Annotated in this window: 16 protein-coding genes and 1 pseudogene; 9 read left to right on the top strand and 8 right to left on the bottom strand. The window is 69.3% G+C overall.

The window, feature by feature from the left end:
• The first annotated feature begins 179 nt into the window (after positions 1-179).
• The 5 genes from HV824_RS00715 (at position 180) to HV824_RS00735 (ending at position 5,070) form a co-directional block, all read left to right on the top strand.
• A complete protein-coding gene (locus HV824_RS00715) occupies positions 180-1,217 on the top strand; it encodes an iron-containing redox enzyme family protein (RefSeq protein ID WP_176415075.1) in 1,038 nt (345 codons plus the stop codon).
• 99 nt (positions 1,218-1,316) lie between these two features.
• A complete protein-coding gene (locus HV824_RS00720; RefSeq protein ID WP_140792773.1) occupies positions 1,317-1,535 on the top strand; it encodes a 4-oxalocrotonate tautomerase family protein in 219 nt (72 codons plus the stop codon).
• A gap of 32 nt (positions 1,536-1,567) precedes the next feature.
• Positions 1,568-2,644, top strand: a complete 1,077-nt coding sequence (locus tag HV824_RS00725) for a fatty acid desaturase (RefSeq protein WP_176415076.1) — start codon at positions 1,568-1,570, stop codon at positions 2,642-2,644.
• A gap of 4 nt (positions 2,645-2,648) precedes the next feature.
• Positions 2,649-3,539 carry an MBL fold metallo-hydrolase gene (locus HV824_RS00730; protein ID WP_176422429.1) on the top strand — a complete coding sequence of 297 codons (891 nt, stop codon included), beginning with the start codon at positions 2,649-2,651 and terminating at the stop codon, positions 3,537-3,539.
• On the top strand, positions 3,532-5,070 hold the full coding sequence (locus HV824_RS00735) for an aminotransferase class V-fold PLP-dependent enzyme (RefSeq protein WP_176422430.1): 1,539 nt from the start codon (positions 3,532-3,534) through the stop codon (positions 5,068-5,070). The genes HV824_RS00730 and HV824_RS00735 overlap by 8 nt, the downstream gene beginning before the upstream one ends.
• A gap of 15 nt (positions 5,071-5,085) precedes the next feature.
• On the opposite strand, the gene HV824_RS00740 is transcribed toward HV824_RS00735, so the two are convergent.
• The 5 genes from HV824_RS00740 to HV824_RS00760 all read right to left on the bottom strand — a co-directional run bounded on the left by HV824_RS00740 (position 5,086) and on the right by HV824_RS00760 (position 7,260).
• Positions 5,086-5,529: a hypothetical protein gene (locus tag HV824_RS00740; protein WP_176415079.1), complete on the bottom strand. Its 444-nt coding sequence runs from the start codon at positions 5,527-5,529 to the stop codon at positions 5,086-5,088.
• A gap of 34 nt (positions 5,530-5,563) precedes the next feature.
• Complete coding sequence (locus HV824_RS00745; RefSeq protein WP_176422431.1) at positions 5,564-5,986, bottom strand: DUF4440 domain-containing protein; 423 nt, start codon at positions 5,984-5,986, stop codon at positions 5,564-5,566.
• Positions 5,987-6,019: 33 nt separating this feature from the next.
• Positions 6,020-6,526 carry a DUF3291 domain-containing protein gene (locus HV824_RS00750; protein WP_176415081.1) on the bottom strand — a complete coding sequence of 169 codons (507 nt, stop codon included), beginning with the start codon at positions 6,524-6,526 and terminating at the stop codon, positions 6,020-6,022.
• Positions 6,527-6,689: 163 nt separating this feature from the next.
• Positions 6,690-7,010 carry a hypothetical protein gene (locus tag HV824_RS00755; protein ID WP_176415082.1) on the bottom strand — a complete coding sequence of 107 codons (321 nt, stop codon included), beginning with the start codon at positions 7,008-7,010 and terminating at the stop codon, positions 6,690-6,692.
• Between the two features lie 31 nt (positions 7,011-7,041).
• Positions 7,042-7,260 carry a hypothetical protein gene (locus HV824_RS00760; protein WP_176415083.1) on the bottom strand — a complete coding sequence of 73 codons (219 nt, stop codon included), beginning with the start codon at positions 7,258-7,260 and terminating at the stop codon, positions 7,042-7,044.
• 226 nt (positions 7,261-7,486) lie between these two features.
• On the opposite strand from HV824_RS00760, the pseudogene HV824_RS38025 reads away from it, so the two are divergent.
• The 4 genes and pseudogenes from HV824_RS38025 to HV824_RS00775 all read left to right on the top strand — a co-directional run.
• Positions 7,487-7,621, top strand: a pseudogene (locus HV824_RS38025) (cupin); the annotation flags it as partial.
• A gap of 114 nt (positions 7,622-7,735) precedes the next feature.
• Positions 7,736-9,136 (top strand): hypothetical protein, encoded by a 1,401-nt coding sequence (locus tag HV824_RS00765; RefSeq protein ID WP_255207638.1) that lies wholly within the window; start codon positions 7,736-7,738, stop codon positions 9,134-9,136.
• A 30-nt stretch (positions 9,137-9,166) separates the two neighbouring features.
• Positions 9,167-9,955, top strand: coding sequence for a thioesterase II family protein (locus tag HV824_RS00770; RefSeq protein ID WP_176415084.1), 789 nt, complete (start codon positions 9,167-9,169; stop codon positions 9,953-9,955).
• Positions 9,952-10,212 carry an acyl carrier protein gene (locus HV824_RS00775; RefSeq protein WP_176415085.1) on the top strand — a complete coding sequence of 87 codons (261 nt, stop codon included), beginning with the start codon at positions 9,952-9,954 and terminating at the stop codon, positions 10,210-10,212. Before HV824_RS00770 ends, HV824_RS00775 begins: the two co-directional genes overlap by 4 nt.
• 4 nt (positions 10,213-10,216) lie before the next feature.
• On the opposite strand, the gene HV824_RS00780 is transcribed toward HV824_RS00775, so the two are convergent.
• The 3 genes from HV824_RS00780 to HV824_RS00790 form a co-directional block, all read right to left on the bottom strand.
• Complete coding sequence (locus HV824_RS00780; protein WP_255207639.1) at positions 10,217-15,745, bottom strand: type I polyketide synthase; 5,529 nt, start codon at positions 15,743-15,745, stop codon at positions 10,217-10,219.
• A 75-nt stretch (positions 15,746-15,820) separates the two neighbouring features.
• On the bottom strand, positions 15,821-16,285 hold the full coding sequence (locus HV824_RS00785) for a hypothetical protein (protein WP_255207640.1): 465 nt from the start codon (positions 16,283-16,285) through the stop codon (positions 15,821-15,823).
• Positions 16,285-17,448 carry an ArsA family ATPase gene (locus HV824_RS00790; protein WP_176422434.1) on the bottom strand — a complete coding sequence of 388 codons (1,164 nt, stop codon included), beginning with the start codon at positions 17,446-17,448 and terminating at the stop codon, positions 16,285-16,287. Before HV824_RS00790 ends, HV824_RS00785 begins: the two co-directional genes overlap by 1 nt.
• Positions 17,449-17,451 lie beyond the last annotated feature (3 nt).

The following is a 17,451-nucleotide window of genomic DNA, read 5'->3' on the forward strand; positions in this document are numbered from 1 at the left end:
TCCAGTTCTCTGGGAGTCAAAATTGTCACTATCCTGAGTATGTCTAGTTTGATACACCCGGCCGCGGCCTCGCTGATTACTGCCGGATGGGGGCTGGCAGCGGGCGCTTCATCATCCCTGGACCTCATCAGCTCGAGGAATGCCAAATGTCGGGTCAAACCAATCTTCAGAATCTCCATTTGGAAGTCAAGACGTGGCTCTATTCCCATGACATGGACAGCATGGCCGTGGGGGCCCGGAACCAGCTGCGAGAGCAGGTGGAGCTCCTGGCGCGCGGCGCCTTCCAGGAGGGAGACGACGCGGCGCTGACCGAGGCGCACCGGGTGCTCTACGCCATCAACATGGCGCTGCTCACCGCCCCGTGGTCCGTCGAGCGCCTGAACGTGGGCGATCCGCTATTTGGCCAGATGAAGAGCATCCTGGAGAAGTGTTGGCACCAGGCCTCGCGGAAGAAATACGCCCCCATCCTTGCCGCGTTGCCTCCCGCGTCACAGTTTCGCGACTGGGTTACGCAGCGCGTCCAATCTCATCCATCCAACGTCACGCACCCCATCTTCGCGTTCCTGCGTGACCAGGCCACCTTCGAGCAGATGCGGGAGTTCATCCTCCAGGAGACGCCGCTCGAATCGCTCTTCGGTGACATCATCGCGTTGATGATGCCGGGCGTCTATGGCGGCATCAAGCTCGAGCTGGCCAAGAATTTCTGGGATGAGGTCGGCCACGCACAGGACGAGCGCGTCCACCGGAACATGCGCTTCCGGTTGATGGAGTTCCTGGACCTCCCGAAGGATGTCTACACCCACCAGTTCGACCTGCTGGTGCGGGAGGAGCTGGCGCTCGTCAACATGTACATGAGCATGGCCACGAACCGCTCGCGTCTGACGGAGATCCTGGGCGCGCTGCTCGCGACGGAGACGATGATTCCCGGGCGCTTCGAATGGCAGATTGAAGGCTGGCGGCGGCTGGGCGTGGGCGACAAGCCGCTGGAGTACCTGCTGGAGCACACCACGGTCGACGTGGAGCACGCCAACGCCTGGATGGGGGAGATCATCCTGCCGCTCCTGGAGCGCAACCCGGCCGTCATGCCCGACATCGTGCTGGGCATCCTGCTCCGCCTGGACACCGCGGGGGCCGTGATTGACAGGCTCTACCCCCACCTCAAGGGCCTCAAGGAGTCCACCGTCGGGCCGTACCGCGGCTCGCACGTCGTCCCTTGATGCCGGGCGCCGTGGCGCTCACGCTCGAATCGACGCGTACCGACTGTCATTCCTGGCCGCCCCGTGTCCCAGCAGGGCGGCCACGCCGAGGGCTCAAAATTGCCATACGTCAATGTCCAGCTCACTGGAGATAGGCTTGCCGCGGAGCAGAAGCTGGAGCTCATCCAGCGCATCACGAAGGTCTTCGTGGATGTGCTCGGCAAGGACCCCGCGACCACGTTCATTGTCATCCAGGAAATCGATCCGGAGAACTGGGGCGTTCATGGTACGAGCGTGGCCTTGCGCCGCGAGGCCCGCGCTCGGGGTGAGAAGCTCTAGGCGCGGGGGCGCCGTGCCAAGGAATTGACGGAATGAGTCAACCGAATCCCATCTCCGGGGAGCCCGCTCCCGCGCCCGTGGCGCGTCCGGGCTGGCCCGAGCTGGGGGCGCAGGCCAGTCATCTGCTCCCCAAGGACGTCTGGCAGCAGGTCCGAGCGCTGCACAAGGCCCGGCCCTGGCGCAGCGTACTGCTTTATCTGGAAGTCTATGCTGGGATTGCCCTGGCCTTCGCCGCCGAGGCCTGGTTCCAACATCCCCTCGTCACGCTGCTCGCCATCGTCGTCATCGCGGGGCGGCAGCACTCGCTCTACATCCTGAACCACGACGCGAGCCACTACGGCCTCTTTCGCTCCCACAAGGCCAATGCCATTGTCGGCACGGTGTTCTCGAACCTGGTGATGTTCCACCACCCGGAGGCCTGGTCCTTCGTCCAGTGGCGGCGGGTGCACATGCTGCACCACCGGCACCTGTTCACCCCGGAGGACCCCAACTGGCTGGGCAGGCACCTGCGGGGGGACACCCAGCGCCCCTATTCGCCGGGGCGCCTGCTCTGGACGTGCGTGAAGGCGGGGCTCCTGAGCGTCCTCGAGTTCTTCAAGGGCCGTCAGGACTACGTGCCGCCCCAGGGGAACCACACCGTCAAGTGGCGGGACAACCACCTGCGGGCGCTGCTCCTCCCGTTCCGGGACGACGCGGAGATGGAGCGCGAGCGGCGCATCAAGCTGCTCTTCTTCGCCGTCGCGCTGGGCGCGGTGGCGTACTTCGGCCTCTGGCGCCCCTTCCTGCTCCTGTGGCTGCTGCCCATGTACACCGTGTACCCCATGATCCTCACGCTCATGGACCTCACGGAGCACCGGTGGACCCGCGAGGAGGGCGACCTCAATGTGAACGCGCGCTCCACCCGGCTGGGGCTGCTGCCAGCGCTCCTCATCAGCGGGCTGCCGCGCACGCTGCACCGGGAGCACCACGTCTTCCCCGGCGTCGTGGCCAGGGACCTGCCCCGGCTGAGCGCGCTGCTGTGCCAGGCCCGTGTCTCCCCCGAGCCCGCCCCGGGGCTCTCCGCGCTCATGCGGGAGCTCGCGGACTCCCAGCCTTCTTCTCCTCGGTGAATCCGTGAAACCAAAGCAGCGCGAGCGTCCCGTCCCCCACTCCGCGGATGAGTTCAAGGTCCACGTCCACAACTCGGGGAGCGAGGGGCTGTTCACCAACGCCTTCATCGTGGAGACCGCCAGGTCCGTGGTCGTCATCGACGCGATGATGCGCGTCTCCGACGCCAAGGGCGTGCGGGCGCGCGTCGAGGCGACGGGCAAGCCGCTGGTGGGCCTCATCGTCACCCACGGGCACCCGGACCACTACAACGGCGCGGCCGAAATCACCCGGGGCCTGGACGTGCCCATGATTGCGACCCAGGGCGTGGACGCGGTCATCCGCCGCATCGACGACGCCAAGGAGAAGCAGTGGAAGCCCGTCTTCGGCGAGGACTGGCCCGCCACGCGGCGCTTCCCCAACCAGCTCGTCAAGGAGGGGCAGACGCTGCACTTCGACGGCATCCCGTTCACCGTCGGGGAGCTGGGGGAAGGCGAGTCCCACTGGGACAGCTACTGGGTCGTCGGCCGCGCCGCGTCCGTGGCGTTCGTGGGGGACATCGTCTTCGGCGGCGTCCACTCCTTCATGAATGACGGCCACTCCGCCCTGTGGCTGAAGAACCTGGACCGGCTGGAGGCGAAGCTCTCCAAGGACGCGCTGCTATTCACAGGGCACGGCGCGCCCAGCACCTCCAAGGCCAGCCTGGAGGCCCAGCGCCGCTACCTGCGCCTCTACCGGAAGACGGTCCGTGAGCTCGCCCAGGGGAAGAGCACGCTGGACGACAAGGCCAAGGCGCGGCTCGTCCAGGTGATGAAGCAGCACCTGCCGACGTCCGACCTGGAGACGTTCATCACCGCGGGGGCCAACGCCGTCGCCGCGGAGCTGGCCCGGGAAGAGACGGAACGCGCCGATGACTGAGGGCGCCAATGCCAAGGGGCGCTCCCAAGCCGCGGGAATGTCCGCGGCCGAGTTCCGGGAGCTGGGACACCGGCTGGTGGACCAGTTGGGTGATTTCCTGACCGCGCTGCCGGACCAGCCCGTCCGGGCCGAGGACTCGGCGCCTCGCATCCGCGCGCTCCTGGACGCGGACGCCTTCCCGGAGCAGGGAATGGCGCCCGGCGAGGCGCTGGAGCGGGCCTTCACGCTGCTGCGTGAGCACGCCGTCTCCACGGCGCATCCTCGCTTCTGGGCCTACATCATGGGCTCACCGAGCCCGCTGGGCGCCCTGGCGGACCTGCTCGCGTCCGTCATCAACCCGCCCGTCACCAGCTACCCGACGTGCGCCATCACCGTGTCGCTGGAGGCGCAGACGGTGCGTTGGCTCGCGCGGCTCGTCGGCTTCCCCACGGACTGTGGCGGGCTGTTCCTCGGCGGCGGCTCCCTGGCCAACCTGGTCGCCATGCGCGCGGCGTTGCACGTCAAGGCTGGCTGGGACGTTCGCGCGGAAGGCGTGCGGGGGCCCGCGGGCGCGCCCCTGTGCCTCTATGCCAGCGCCGAGTCCCACACGAGCATCGTGTCCGCCGCCAACCTCTGCGGCCTCGGGTCGAACGCGGTGCGCAAGGTCGACACCGACCGAAGCGGTCGGATGCGCTTCAGCAGCCTGGCGCAGCGGCTCGCCGCTGACAGGAAGGCGGGGCTGCGGCCCTTCATGGTCGCCGCGACCGCGGGGACCACGGGCACGGGCGCGGTGGATCCGCTGCCCGACATCGCCGCCCTCTGCCAGGAGGCGGGGCTGTGGTTCCACGTGGACGGCGCGTACGGAGCGCTGGCCGTGCTGTCACCCGACGCGCCCCTGGAGCTGCAGGCCCTCCGGCTCGCGGACTCGCTGGTCGTCGACCCGCACAAGTGGATGTACCTGCCCGCGGATGTCGGGTGCCTGCTCACGCGAGACCGGCGCGTGCTGTATGACACCTTCCACCAGGGCGCCTCCTACTACGCGGACAGCGACGAGCAGCTCCTGCTGGGAGGCCCGGAGACGCTCCAGCTCCGGGACCTGGGGCCGCAGACCACCCGCAGCCTGCGCGCCCTCAAGGTGCGCTTGTGCCTGCAACACGAGGGACGGGCGGGCTACGCGCGGATGATTGGCGACGACATCCGGCTCGCGCGCCGGCTCTACGCCTGTGTCGAGGCCGAGCCCGAGCTGGAGCCGCTGACCCACGGCTTGAGCATCACCACGTTCCGCTTCATCCCGGCGGACCTCGAGCCCCAGGCGGAGGCGCACCGCGACTACCTCAACACCCTGAACAAGGCGCTGCTCAAGCGGCTGCAGCGCGGCGGGGCAGCCTATCCCTCACATACGGACGTGGAGGGCCAGGCCGCGCTGCGCGTCTGCATCGTTAACAACAACACCACGGTGGCCGACATCGAGCGCCTCCCGAGCCTGGTGCGGCGGCTGGGCACCGAGCTCGACGCGGAGCTCCGGCCGGGACGCCAGCACCGGACGGCGTGAGCCTCGGCGCGCCCGTCAGCGGGCCGGCCCCCCGGGCTCATCCAGGCCGATGGTGTTCTCACACAGGTGGATCCGTCCGCGCGCCCGGTTGGAGGCATCCAGGACACCCTCCAGGAGGCCGAAGGCGTCGTTCAGCCAGGCATGCTCCGCGCTGTTGCTGCGGAACATCACGGACGCGGTGCAGACGCGAGCCTGGTCGCGGGCTCGGAGCAGCGAGACGCCATTCAGCTCCAGGTAGACTTTGCCCCCCGACGGGGTGGTGAGCACGCCTCGCAGCGCGGGCAGGTTCACGTTGTCAGGCCGCTTCACCGGCGTGTTCAAGAAGCGCACCGGGCCCGCGAGCCGCTCGCCGGTGAGGGCCCCGTCGACGATGGCGAGGTACTGGCCTCCACTGCCGAAGTCCAGGTACTCCATCCAGGTGTAGTGCAGGTCGAAGTCGGCGAGCGTGCTCAGTCTCACGTGTGATTCCTCTCAGGGGGGCGTGCCGCGCTCGCTACCTGGGGCCGTGGTTCGCCATCCAGGTTTCATGGATGTGCAGCCACACCACACCACCGGGCGCGGCCGGGTCCGCCTGGAACAGCACCGTGGCGTACCTGCCCGTCTTCTGCCCGCCCGCCTCGCGCCACTCCACGTACCGCACCAGGGCGACCTCATCCCGGGCCCACACCGGAGCGAAATCATCAATGGTGATCTTCATGTCCGGCTGCGCGCCGAGGGCCTTGGAGAGTCGCTCCAGCAACACCGGCTTCTTTTCGGCCATGCCGCTTGGAGCATACAGCGTGCAGTCCGGCGCGAAGGCGTTCGCCATCCGGTCCGTTCCAGACGCGGCGGCGGGGCCCGTCCCCCGAAGCCACGCTTCGAGGACACGGTGGAATTCAATGACTTCCGTTCGACTGAGTTCGACGATGCCAGTCATGGTTCATGGGCTCCGCTGGAGGGTGGCCTGGCGTCAGACCTGACCTGACGCGCGCTTGCCTTGGGGCTCCACCGGCGCATGCGCTTCACCCGGGGGCGGAAAGCGGCGCCTGAAGTCGAACGCACGGGACGAAGGGCCCTCGCTCGCGAGCAGTTCGAGCCGCTCCTTGGCCTCCGCGACCGTGGGAATATGGCCGACGGGCACCCACCAGAGCACATACGGCGGTCCCTCGACGGGAAGGAACCACTTCCGGCGGCTGCGGAAGGGCACCACATGCTCGCTCTTGTAGACGAAGTCGAAGAGCGACTCGACCGACTCCCACGTCGACATGTTCAGCAGGATCAGCGGGTTGTCGAACCCACGGACTCCCGTGGCATCGCCGTCGCCCGTCTGCAGCCTCCAGACAAATCCAGGTGAGCGGTCCGCCAGCTCATTCACCGGCCGGAGCTGCGCGACAAAGTCTTGCATCAGGGGGTGGTCAAGGGGTTCGCGTGCCAGCGAAATCGCCAGCTGCGCAACATGGAATTTCTGGGTCGTCATGGGTGCTTGCTTGGCGTGTTGATGGGAACCGCGAGTATAGCCATTGGCCCGTCTGGCACCAAGCATTCTGAACTCTTGCGCCCACCCCGCCCATGGACTACCGCGCCTCGCGAATCGTCTGGCCATCCCGGCCGCCTCGACACAAACAAGGACGCAGCCATCTTCAATCAGGAATCTTGTGGCCGAAGAAGTAACGGCTGGCGGGCTCGAAGCGCTGCAACGCACCGGAGGCGATCAGGGTATCCAGCGACGCGCCAGCGCTCAGGTTGGTCAACAGGTGCTCTCGATACCAGTGGGACAGAGCCTCGCCGGTGGCGGCTTCGAGCCAGGCACGGGCGATCGCGACCTCCTCGGTGTCCTCACCGCCTTCGATGCGGGCGCGGGCCTTCTCGGCGATTCTGGTGAGCGACAGCGGCTCGCCTTCCCAGACGCTGGCGCGCCCCGGCTCGGCGACCTTTTCACAGAGGTCCAGGTAGCGCTGCATGACCAGCGCTTCGAAGGCGTCGTCGTCATGATCACGCGGCAGTACGCACCAGAGGGCGCCACTCTTGCACGAGCCGAGCGAAGTGACCGAAATCGCCTTCCATCGCATTGGCCAGGACGGCATTCACGGCGACGCGCGGATCTCGCTCGGCGACCCGCAGGCGCAGGTCGGGCGGAGGCGCCGCGGCGAAATGGAAGGTGCGGCCACGGCTGAGCAGCAGGCGGTGGTCGTAGGCTGGGGCGCTTACCATCGGGTTGCTCCGGTCTCTTGCCGTGTGAACAGGCCGCTGAGACGCTGCTCTCCAAATCCTTCTTGTAGCCCCTCTCATGACGACCGCGCGGTCGCGACCGGCTGCTAATCCATTCGCTGGTGACGCTGGCGCCGGCCACGCAAGGGCGCACAGCAGGTCCTGCGCGTCATCTGGGCCCGGAGGGGCAGCGCCTGCGCGCTCGAGCCCGTGCCACCGCCGGACCATCTTCTCGAGCCTGTGGCAGCGCGTGGGCATGCCCGTGACGGGCGGCATCACCACGCTGTTCCATGGGACCTACGAGCACAGCCCCGTGGGCGTCCACCTGGACCGCTTCACCACGTTTCTGTTCGCGTTGCGCGGTGACCCGCTTTCCAACCTGCGCAGTGTGCCTCGCGGAACCGATGTAAGGCATTCTGGAGCACGCAGCCCCTCCCACTATCCTGGCACCCTCCGGAATCTCCCGAGGAGCCGTGACATGAAAAGCGCTGTCGACCTGCAGGGCAACCCACTGAGCGACCTCTCGCTCGCCGCGATGCGGCGCTGGCTCCTCGAAGCGGATGTGCTGGGCTACCTGCCACAGATTGCCGCCACGGAGTCCGAAGCCCGCCTCTGGACGTACTACGGGTTCGGCGTCCGCCGCATCGAGGAGGCCGTCCGCGCCAGCGGGTACGCGGTCCTCGACGACGCCACCGTCCTCACCGAGGACCTGGACGCCATCGTGGCGCTGTGCGAGTTCATGGCCGCCGCGCCCCCTCTCATGGACGGCCAGCGGAGGCTCGTGGAGCAGCTTCGCGCCTTCGCCGCGGAGCGGGACGCGCTGGCGCAGGGCCGCCCGCTCACCTCGCGCGAGCTGTTCTCCCTCTGGTACCTGAAGGCCGTGCCGGGCGCCTACATGGCGCAGCGCCTCCAGCTCGCGGACGTGGACGAGGCCACGGTGCGGCGCATCGCGAAGCTCTCCGCCGTGGGACTCCAGATGTTCGACGATGGGGTGGACCTCCAGGCGGACCTCGACCGGGGGCGCCTGTGGTTGAGCGCGGAGGAGCTCGAGCTGCTGGGGTTGTCCTCGACGCCGCCCGCGTCGCTTGCCACCGCAGCGGGAGAGCGCATCATCCGGCTGCGCAAGGCCATCTGCCTCGAGTACTTCCTCGCGGTGTATGACGAGGCCTCTCGCATCGCCTCGCCGGAGAGCCGCAAGCGCGCCCAGTCCTTCGCGGAGGGCTGGCTGAGCTTCCTCCAGCAGGGCTCCCTCAAGCTCTACCCGCCCGGGAGCCCCCGGCCCTGGGACTCCGTGCAGCGCGTCCTGAAGGCGCTGCCGGGCTCGGAGACGGCGAAGCTCCCCGTGCTGCACTCGCTGTTCTCCCTCATCGCCGCCCTGCCGCTTCCGCCCGTGGACGTGGAGGCCTGCCGGCGGGAGCTGCGACAGCTCGGGGGCTGCCCACAAGCGCTGGCGCCCGAAGTGGCCCTGGAGGTCATGGGTGCCTGCGAGGCGGAGGGGGATACGGCGAACTTCGACGCGCCCGGGCCGGAGGCCTCTGTGCTGGAGCGCGTGCTGCTGGCCTCGCCCTCCAAGCACACGGCGGCGGACTTCGCGCGGCGCTGCCGCGAGTCGACCGAGGGCTCGCCGTCCAACCTGCGCGACCCCAACCTGTCGGAGGTGTTCGCCAGCGGGCGCAAGCTCGCGGAGCGCACCGCGCGGAACTCCGTCACCGCCCGGGAGAACTTCCTCCAGCAGCTTCGCCCAGGCTCACGACGGGGCCCCGTCGTGGACGCCGAGCTGGCCGAGCGGTTCTCACGCGACGGCGCGGACTGGCTCGCGCTGGGAATCGAGACCCTCGCGGCGACGGCCCGCGGAGTCCGCGCCAGCTGCCGGAAATAGGTCCTCTGTCCGTTGCCCCCTCCATCGTCAATGAATCCTGAATCCAGCATCGCGGTGGCCGAGTCTCCCTGGCTCGTCCGCCGCAAGCCCCAGACCTCGCCTCGTCTCCGGCTGTTCTGCTTCCCCTATGCGGGCGCGGGCAGTCTCCCCTACTTCCGTTGGTCGGACCTGCTCCCGGAGGCGGACCTCGAGGTGTGCGCCGTGCAGCCGCCCGGCCGGGAGAGCCGACTGCATGAGCCGTCCATCGAAGAGCTCCCGCGGCTCCTGGACGCGCTCGTGCGGGAGCTGTCGCCGCTCTTCGACAGCCCCTTTGCCTTCTTCGGCCACAGCCTGGGCGCGCTCATCGCCTTCGAGCTGACGCGCGAGCTCCGCCGCCGCGGACTGCCGCTGCCTGGCACGCTGCTCGTCTCCGGCTCGGAGGCACCCTCCCGACGCAGCGGACTTCCGCCACTGAGCGGGCTGCGGCGAGACGACTTCATCCGCGAGCTGTCCGCCCGCTACGACGGCATTCCGCGGCAGGTCCTGGCGCAGCCGGAGGTTCTGGACCTCATCCTCCCCATCCTGCGCGCCGACCTGAAGATTTCAGAGGGCTACTCCTACCAGGAGGAGCCTCCGCTTCCGGTGCGGCTGTGTGCCTTCGGTGGCACGCGCGACCCTCGCGTCTCGGAAGCCGCGCTCGACGCGTGGCGACTGCAGACCCAGAAGGCCTTCTCGATGAAGATGTTTCCAGGCGGCCACTTCTTTCTCAACGAGCTGACGGCCCAGGTGGTTCAGGCCGTCCATGCCGAACTCGCAGTCGGAGCAACCCCAGCGCCATGAACAGAGACGACCTGCTCGATGACCTGACCCGCTATGTCGCGGAGGAACTCCTGGACGGGGACGCGGAGGACCTCGACTCCTCCACGCCCCTGCTGGAGCTCGGCGTGCTGAACTCGCTGGAGACCGCCCGGATGATGGGCTTCGTCCAGAAGAAGTACGGCATCACCATTCCCTCGGAGTCGCTGAAGGTCGAAAACCTCCAGACGATCTCCGCCATCGCCGACCTCGTCTACGACGCGAGGCCCCGGCAGCCGTAGCCGCTCAGCGGCCCCGACGCAGCATGGCCTGGACGGCGTCATCGTCCAGGCTGTCCACGTCCGCCAGGAGGGCCTCCAGCTCCGCGTCCTCGGGGGCCTCCTCCACGGGCGCGGCCGCTTCTTCCTTCAGGCCCAGGACCTCGGCCGCCAGGTAGTCCACCAGCCCGTTGACGGTGGGGTTGTCGAAGGCCACCGTCGCGGGCAGCGAGGTGCCCAGGCTCCGCTGCAGGACGTTGCGCAGCTCCACGGACATCAGCGAGTCCATGCCGAACTCGAAGAAGCCCTGGTTCGGGTCCAGCGGCTCCGTCGTGGGACGCCCCAGCACGCCGTTGACCAGCTCACCCACGTGCGCACGCAAGGCGCCGCGCCGCTCCTTGAGCTCGAGCCGCTCCAGGCGCTGGCGAATCCCCTCGGTCGCCGCGGGGCTGGCCTTCTCGATGAAGGCCTCGAACAGCGGCGCACGTCCGCGCCGCCCGAGCACCGCCCAGTCCACGGGCAGGACACCGAGCTGACCGCTCAGCCCCAGGGACTGCTCGAACACCTGGAGCCCGTCTTCCGGAGGAATCACGCCGAAGCCGAGCTGCTCCATGCGGCGGCGAATCTGCTCCTCCGCCGCCGCGCCCACCTCGGCCCACGCGCCCCAGTTGAGGCTCAGGGCGGGCAGCCCCTCGGCCTGGCGGGAGCGGGCCAGCGCATCCAGGAACGCATTCGCGGCCACGTAGTTGGCCTGTCCCGCCGAGCCGATGAGCGACGCCGCCGAGGAGAACACGACGAAGAAGTCCAACGCCGTGCCTCGCAACGCGCGGTGGAGGTTCCACCCACCGGAGACCTTGGGCGCGAAGGCCTTGGCCAGCCGCGCCGGCGTCATCTGCACGAAGAGGCCATCATCGATGACACCCGCGGAGTGGATGACACCACGCAGGGGCGGCACACTCCCTGAGAGCCCGGTGAGGACGCGCTCCACGTCGGCGGCCACGGCCACGTCGCCCTGCACGCAGTGGATGGTGACGCCGCGTTGCTCCAGCGCCGCCAGTCGAGTTCGCGCCTCGGGCCCCGGCTCACGCCGGCCCATCAGGACCAGGTGACGGGCGCCACGCTCCGCCAGCCGCTCCGCGACGATGAGCCCCAGCCCGCCAAGGCCGCCCGTGACGAGATAGCTCGCGTCCGGCTTCAGCGCGGCGTCGCCGTTCGCCCCACGGAGCTTCCGGCTGCGCACCAGCCGAGGCACTCGGCGCGTCGCTCCGCGAAACGCGAGCTCGTCCTCTGCGCTCGCACCGAGCAGCTCGGCCTGAAGCTGGGCGACTTCGTGTTCGGACGCGCTGGCGTCCAGGTCCACGCGCCGGCAATGGAGGTCCGGATGCTCGCGGGTGATGGACTTGCCCAGGCCCCAGAGGACCGAACTCGCAAGGTCAGTGATGCGCTCCTTCTCGGAGGTCGCCTGCGCACCGCGGGTCACCAGCCAGAGCGAGGTGCTCTTTCCCTTGGCCTCGACGAGCGCCTGGGCGAGCGCGAGCACACGCGCACCGTGTCCAAGGGCCTGCGCGGGGACGTCGTCTCCACCACCGTCGAGGCTCCACAAGTCGAGCACATGCAGCGGCCCTTGCAGCGCCTCCGGGCGCAACGGGCCCAGGAGCGCGAGCGCCGAATCGCGACCATCGACCGTGGCTCGCGCTCCGGCAGCCACCGTCACCACTTGCCAGCCCTGCTTCGTCAGACGCTCGGCCAGGCGCGCGCCCAGCCCCGCCGCGTCAGCGAGGATGAGGCACTGTGTCCCAGCAGCGTGCGCCGCCTCCGCCGCTGGAGCCTCCAGCGGGCGAGGCTGCCACTCCAGCTCGTACAGCCAGCTCTGGTAGCGCTTGCTCTTCGCGCCCAGGAGCCCCTCCCGGGTGATGCGCCGGAGCAGCAGCTTCTCCACCGTGGCCACGCGCTCCCCATCCGCCGTGAGCAACTGGAGGTCGCACACGTAGCCAGGGCCCTTCGGGTCATCGCTCCGCGCCAGCGTCGCATGGGCCCACACCTCGCCCAGCCCGCCGCGCTGCACCTGCACCTTGCCGACACCCACGGGGAGGTAGGCGGCATCCCCCTCCTCGTCGAGCACCGCGCCCACCATCTGAAAGCACGCATCCAGGAGCGCGGGCTGAAGCTGGTACTGCCCCGCGTCCGCCGCCGCGCTGCCTGACAGGGCCAGGCGCCCCAGCACCGCGTTGTCACCCCGCCAGAGCGCCTGGATGCCTCGGAAGCTGGGGCCATACGCGAGCCCCGCCTGCCCCAGCTTCGCGTAGTAGCCCTCCACCGGCACCTCGCGAGTCAGTGAGGCACGTAGACGCTCCACGTCCACGCGCTCCACTTGGGCGGCCGTCGTCGCGGAGAGCCTTCCGTGCGCATGGAGGATCCACGCGGGCTCACCCTCTCCCGTGCGCTCCTCCTGGCTGTGGATTTCGAAGCGCCCGGCGCGCTCGCCTTCCGGCGAGTAGAGCAGGTGCACGCGGCGCGCCCCTTCCTCCGGAAGGAAGAGGGCCTGCGAGAAGGTGATTTCATCCACCGTCCCGCCCGCCGAACCGAAGAGCGAAGCTCCCGCGGCGAGCCCCATCTCCACGTAGGCCGCGCCCGGCATCAGAATCTGTCCGTAGACGCCATGGTCCTTGAGGAAGGCGGGCTTCGCGGCCCCCACGGACGACTCGAACTGCCGCACCTGTGAAGGCGACGCATGCGGATGGCCCAGGAGAGGATGCCCTGGAGTGGCCCCCGCCTCCGGCGCGGCGCTCCCGCCCGCGATGTCCCAGGTGGACCCGTTGAGGTCCATCCAGTGATTGCGCCGCTGGAAGGGATAGACGGGCAGCGCGACCTTGTGGCGCTCGCGGCCCTGGTCCACCCCCCGCCAGTCCACCGGCACGCCCGCGACGTAAAGGGCCGCGAGCCCCTCCAACATCTGCTGCCAGTCCGAGCGCTCCGGCCGCAGGCTGCCCACCCAGAGCGTGTCCTCCTTCGTGATGCAGGACTGGCCCATGGTCACCAGGGTGGGCTTCGGGCCGACCTCCAGGAAGGCCTTCACGCCAGCCTGCTCCAGCGTCTGCATGCCCCGGGCGAACATCACCGGCTCACGAAGATGCCGCACCCAGTACCGGGGCGTCAGGAGTTCCTTCCCCGCCTCGCGCCCGCTCAGGTTCGAAATCAGCGGGATGACGGGAGGCTGGAGCTTCACCTTCGCCACCGCCACGGAGAACGCGTCGAGGATGGGGTCCATCAACGCGGAGTGGAACGCGTGCGAGACGCGCAGCATCGTGCCGCGCTTGCCCTTCCGCGTCAGCTCGGCCACGCAGTCGTTGACGGCGGCCTCGCGCCCCGAAATCACCACGTTGCGAGGACCGTTGAGCGCCGCGATGGACACCTGCCCGTCATACCGGGAGAGCAGCGCCTCCACCTCCGCGGCCTCCGCGGACACGGCGGCCATCGCCCCGCCCGCGGGCAGGGACTGCATCAGCCGGGCGCGCGTGGCGATGAGTTCCAGTCCTTCTTCCAGGGTGAAGACGCCGGCCACGCAGGCCGCCACGAACTCACCCACGGAGTGCCCCATCACGAAGTCCGGGCGAAGGCCCCACTGCATCCACACCTGCGCCAGGGCGTACTCCAGCGCGAACAGCGCGGGCTGGGTGAAGCCCGTCTCGTCCAGCCGGGCTCGCGCCTGCGCGTCGCGCTCGGAGGGATGCAGCAGGTCGATGAGCGACTGCCCCATCAACGGCTTCAGCACGGTGTCACAGCGCAGGAGCGCCTCGCGGAAGGTGGGCTCGGTGCGGAAGAGCTCCTCTCCCATGCCCAGCCACTGCGCGCCCTGCCCGGTGAACAGGAAGGCCAGCCGAGGCTCCCCATCCGCCTTCCCGCGCAGCACCGACGATGACGCCTGCCCGGCCAGGAAGGACGTCAACTGCGCCTGCATGGCCTCCTGTGAGCTCCCCAGCACCGCGAGCCGGTGCCGGAACGCGTCCCGCCCCGTGTTCGCGGTGAAGCAGATGTCCTCCAGTGACTGTGACGCGAGCCCCGGGCCGCCGAGCGCCTGCGCATGGCGCCGCGCCAGCTCGTTCAGCGCCTGGGGGTTGCGCGCGGACAGCGTCAGGACGTGCATCGGCCGCGGCGTCGCCTCCGGCGTCCGCGCGGGCGCTTGCGGAGCTTCTTCGATGAGGACATGCGCGTTGACGCCGCTGAGCCCGAAGCCGCTGACCCCGGCCACGCGGGGCTTGTCGCCCTTGGGCCACGGCGTCACCTGCGTGGGGATGGCGATCTGCAACTGCTGCCAGTCCACGGCCGGGTTGGGCGTGCGGAAGTGCAGGTGCGGGGGAATCTCGTCCTGCCCCAGCGACAGCACGACCTTGATCATCCCCGCGGCGCCGGCGGCGGACTCCAGGTGCCCGAGGTTCGTCTTCGCGGAGCCGACGAGCAACGGTGCGTCCGCGCCGCGCCCGTGCCGGAGCACCGCGTCCAGCGCCCGCAGCTCAATCGGGTCACCCAGCGGCGTCCCCGTGCCATGGGCCTCGATGTAGTTCACGTCCGCTGGGGCCAGGCTCGCGGACTCCAGCGCCTTGCGCAGCAGCTTCTCCTGCGCGGGCCCGTTGGGGACCGTCAGGCCGCCGCTGAGCCCGTCATGATTCACCGCGGAGCCACGGATGACGGCGAGGATGCGGTCCTTGTCCCGCTGCGCATCCGAGAGCCGCTTGAGCACCAGGACGCCGCAGCCCTCGCCGCGTCCGTAGCCATTGGCGGACGCATCAAACGTCTTCGAGCGCCCATCCGGCGCCAGCGCCCGCATCTTCGACAGGACGATGTTGTTGTCCGGCCGGAGAATCACATTCACTCCGCCCGCGAGCGCCAGCGAGCACTCCCCCTGCCGCAGCGCCTGGCAGGCCAGGTGGGCGGAGACGAGCGCCGACGAGCACGCGGTCGCGATCACCATGGACGGGCCCTGGAGGCCCAGCACGTAGGACACACGACCCGCGGAGAAGCTCAGCTCGTTCCCGGTCCCCATGTACGGCAGGTCCCGCGTCTGCACCGCGTTGAAGGGAACGCGCCCGTAGTCACTGCTCAGGAAGCCGACATAGACGCCCGTGTCGCTGCCCACCAGCGAGCCCGGGGCGATGCCGGCGTCCTCCAGGGCCTCCCACGACACCTCCAGCATCAAGCGCTGCTGCGGGTCGACGTAGTTCGCCTCGCGCGGCGACAGGCCGAAGAACTCGCTGTCGAAGCCGGCGATGGGCTGGTTGAGGAACCCTCCCTCGCGGACCACCATCTTCCAGCCCGCATCCGGGTCCGCCGCGTAGTACGCGTCCACGTCCCAGCGGTCCGGCGGGACGGTGCTCACTGCGTCGACGCCGCCGCGCAGCAGCTCCCAGTAGGCGCGCGGGTCGTTCGCGCCACCGGGGAACCTGCACCCCATGCCGATGACGGCGATGGGCTCCGAGCGCGCGCGCTCCAATCCATCCACGCGCGCCCGGAGGGTCTTGATGGCCAATGCCGCCCGTTGCAAGGGCGTCATCGACTCCATCGAGAGAGCATTCTCCTCGTTGGACATCCTCACTCGAATGGATTCATCCGACACTGCCCACCCCTTTCGCTGCGACTAGCTGATGGAAATCTTCTCCAGCGGTTCCGGCGCGGGGCTGGACGCGGTGCCCGTCGCAGCCTCGCTCGTGACGCTCGCCGGAGGTGCACGGCGGTCACTGGGCCGCGCGCACGCCTCGGAAGCCGGCGCCCCCTTCGGCCGCTTCGCGAGGATCAGGTCCCCCGCCTTCTGGAGCACGTCGCCAAACGACACCCCGGACCGGTGCGGCTGGCCCGCCGCCGGAGCCGTGTGCGCCTGCTTCGCCCGGTCCTCGATGGCGGCGTCGATGTGCTGCAGCTCATGAATCTGCGCTTCGAGGATGTGCGCGACGCCCTTGAGCGCCTCCTGCTTCGCGCGGAAGAGCTGCTGCACCAGGCCTCGCCCGCCCGGAATCAGGGCGTTGGTGAGCTCGGCGAACCGAGCGCCGTACTCCGGCGAAGCGCCAAAGGAACCCTGCGGATAACGATCGTCTTGCGTGGACATCAAACACCTCTTTCTTTTTGGAAACTCACGATGAGCCGGTCACCCTCCATGCGGGCGCCCGACGTCGGGAGGAGTGCACTCATCCGAGGCAACACGACGTTGCGCCGGACGGCCCCGACCTGGATGACGAACTCCGCGCCGCGGCGGGAGAGCTCGACATCGCTCTTCGCCACGAAGGGGAGCCGCACCTCCAACGAATACGCATCCACCGCGTCCTTGCGGATGCCCAGGGCAGGCGTCGGGGCCGTGAGACGGACGGGGTCCTCTCCCTGGTAGAGCTGCTCCGCGAAGACCTCCAGCGGCTTCTCCCCCACCACCTCCGTGGCCTGGTGCGGGACCTTCAGCATCAGCAGCGACGAAAAGGCGCCCTGGAGCTTCTCCAGTTGTGCCTGCTGCGCCTTCACCCGGTCGGAGCCGGCGTCGGCGGCTTCCGGTGCGAGCCGGTTGATGACGACGCAGTCCACCGCCAGGCCGAGCAGGCTGAAGTACGTGTACGCCCGCTGCGTCTGTTGCCCGGACACCGTGTCCGCGGTGGTCACCAGCCGGAGGGTCGTCACCTCCGGGTCGTGCAGCAGCGCGTCCACGGCGTTCAGCCGGTCGCGAACCTCCAGGCTCGCGTCCGCGCCGTGGAGGCTCGCCGCCAGCAGGCGTGCCCTGCGCCCCGGCTGCGCGGGCGCCTGCTGCTTGCGCGCGTACCAGCTCATCGCCGGCACGGTGTTGAGCAACTGGAGGGCCGCGCTGGTGGACGGGCAATCCACGATGACGAGGTCGTGCTGCTGCTCGCGGAGGGACTCGCCCAGCCGGAGGAGCATGACGACGTGGGCCGCCTCGGCCGTCATCGCCACCTCCCCCGCGTTCACGCGCTCCAGCCCGCCATCCACGAGCGCGGCCAGTCCGCCCTGGCCCTCGTTCCATCCCCGGCGGAGCTCTTCTCCAACGTCCACCTCGTGGAAGGACAGGTGGTCGTTGACGCCCACGGGCACGCCCCGGGGCCCTGAGAAGAGCGGACGCTCGACGCCCATGGCGGCGCTGAGGCCGCAGGACTGGTCGAACGAAAGCACGAGGGTCCGGAGCCCCCGGCGGGAAGCCGCGAGCGCCGTCGCCGCCGCCACCGTGGTCTTCCCGGAGCCGCCGGTACCGGAGACAAGAATGATCCTGGCCATCTC

This window comes from Myxococcus sp. AM009 (genome assembly GCF_013372605.1).
GTDB lineage: Bacteria > Myxococcota > Myxococcia > Myxococcales > Myxococcaceae > Myxococcus > Myxococcus vastator.

Bases quoted from the DNA above. Each gene is read 5' to 3' on its own strand.
- HV824_RS00725 (WP_176415076.1), top strand. From the start codon at position 1,568: ATGAGTCAACCGAATCCCATCTCCGGGGAGCCCGCTCCCGCGCCCGTG.
- HV824_RS00735 (WP_176422430.1), top strand. From the start codon at position 3,532: ATGACTGAGGGCGCCAATGCCAAGGGGCGCTCCCAAGCCGCGGGAATG.
- HV824_RS00745 (WP_176422431.1), bottom strand. From the start codon at position 5,986: ATGACTGGCATCGTCGAACTCAGTCGAACGGAAGTCATTGAATTCCAC.
- HV824_RS00750 (WP_176415081.1), bottom strand. From the start codon at position 6,526: ATGACGACCCAGAAATTCCATGTTGCGCAGCTGGCGATTTCGCTGGCA.
- HV824_RS00755 (WP_176415082.1), bottom strand. From the start codon at position 7,010: ATGCAGCGCTACCTGGACCTCTGTGAAAAGGTCGCCGAGCCGGGGCGC.
- HV824_RS00760 (WP_176415083.1), bottom strand. From the start codon at position 7,260: ATGGTAAGCGCCCCAGCCTACGACCACCGCCTGCTGCTCAGCCGTGGC.
- HV824_RS00765 (WP_255207638.1), top strand. From the start codon at position 7,736: ATGAAAAGCGCTGTCGACCTGCAGGGCAACCCACTGAGCGACCTCTCG.
- HV824_RS00770 (WP_176415084.1), top strand. From the start codon at position 9,167: ATGAATCCTGAATCCAGCATCGCGGTGGCCGAGTCTCCCTGGCTCGTC.
- HV824_RS00775 (WP_176415085.1), top strand. From the start codon at position 9,952: ATGAACAGAGACGACCTGCTCGATGACCTGACCCGCTATGTCGCGGAG.
- HV824_RS00780 (WP_255207639.1), bottom strand. From the start codon at position 15,745: ATGGAGTCGATGACGCCCTTGCAACGGGCGGCATTGGCCATCAAGACC.
- HV824_RS00785 (WP_255207640.1), bottom strand. From the start codon at position 16,285: ATGTCCACGCAAGACGATCGTTATCCGCAGGGTTCCTTTGGCGCTTCG.
- HV824_RS00790 (WP_176422434.1), bottom strand. From the start codon at position 17,448: ATGGCCAGGATCATTCTTGTCTCCGGTACCGGCGGCTCCGGGAAGACC.